We start from the raw sequence: 436 nt of genomic DNA, 5'->3' as shown, positions 1-436 counted from the left end.
CTACGACTGGACAGTAGCGGTTGAACTGTTACGACTGAACTGTTACGACTGGACAGTAGCGGTTGAACTGTTACGACTGGACAGTAGCGGTTGAACTGTTACGACTGAACTGTTACGACTGAACTGTTGCGACTGAACTGTTGCGACTGAACTGTTACGACTGAACTGATTTGTTCGGACAGATACGGTTGGCCGGTAGCTACTGTGCAGCGTTGCTTGCAATTCCGGTTGGAAAGGCTTACTGTTGGCTGCGAAACGATAGTGAACCATATGTCATTATTAGAACACATAATTTCCATAATTGGAGCCGACACGGCTGAATTAGTGAAATGAACTGTTTTCAACCTTATTTCCTTCAGCGAGCCGAATTTCGACCGGATTTCATCAGTCAGTGCCCAAAATAAGGTTGGTTTCAGCACTATCTGCGCCTTTTTCC

General features: G+C 45.9%; 1 protein-coding gene. It reads right to left on the bottom strand.

Going from position 1 to position 436, the window contains the following annotated elements:
• Nucleotides 1-98: 98 nt before the first annotated feature.
• On the bottom strand, nt 99-436 hold a 338-nt coding region (locus tag FE784_RS41540), incomplete at its 5' end, for a hypothetical protein (RefSeq protein ID WP_218103742.1).

Origin of the sequence: Paenibacillus hemerocallicola (genome assembly GCF_006265175.1) — a bacterium.
Lineage (GTDB): Bacteria > Bacillota > Bacilli > Paenibacillales > NBRC-103111 > Paenibacillus_AB > Paenibacillus_AB hemerocallicola.
Note: the sequence above shows the minus strand (reverse complement) of the source record. Positions and strands in the feature narration are given on the sequence as shown.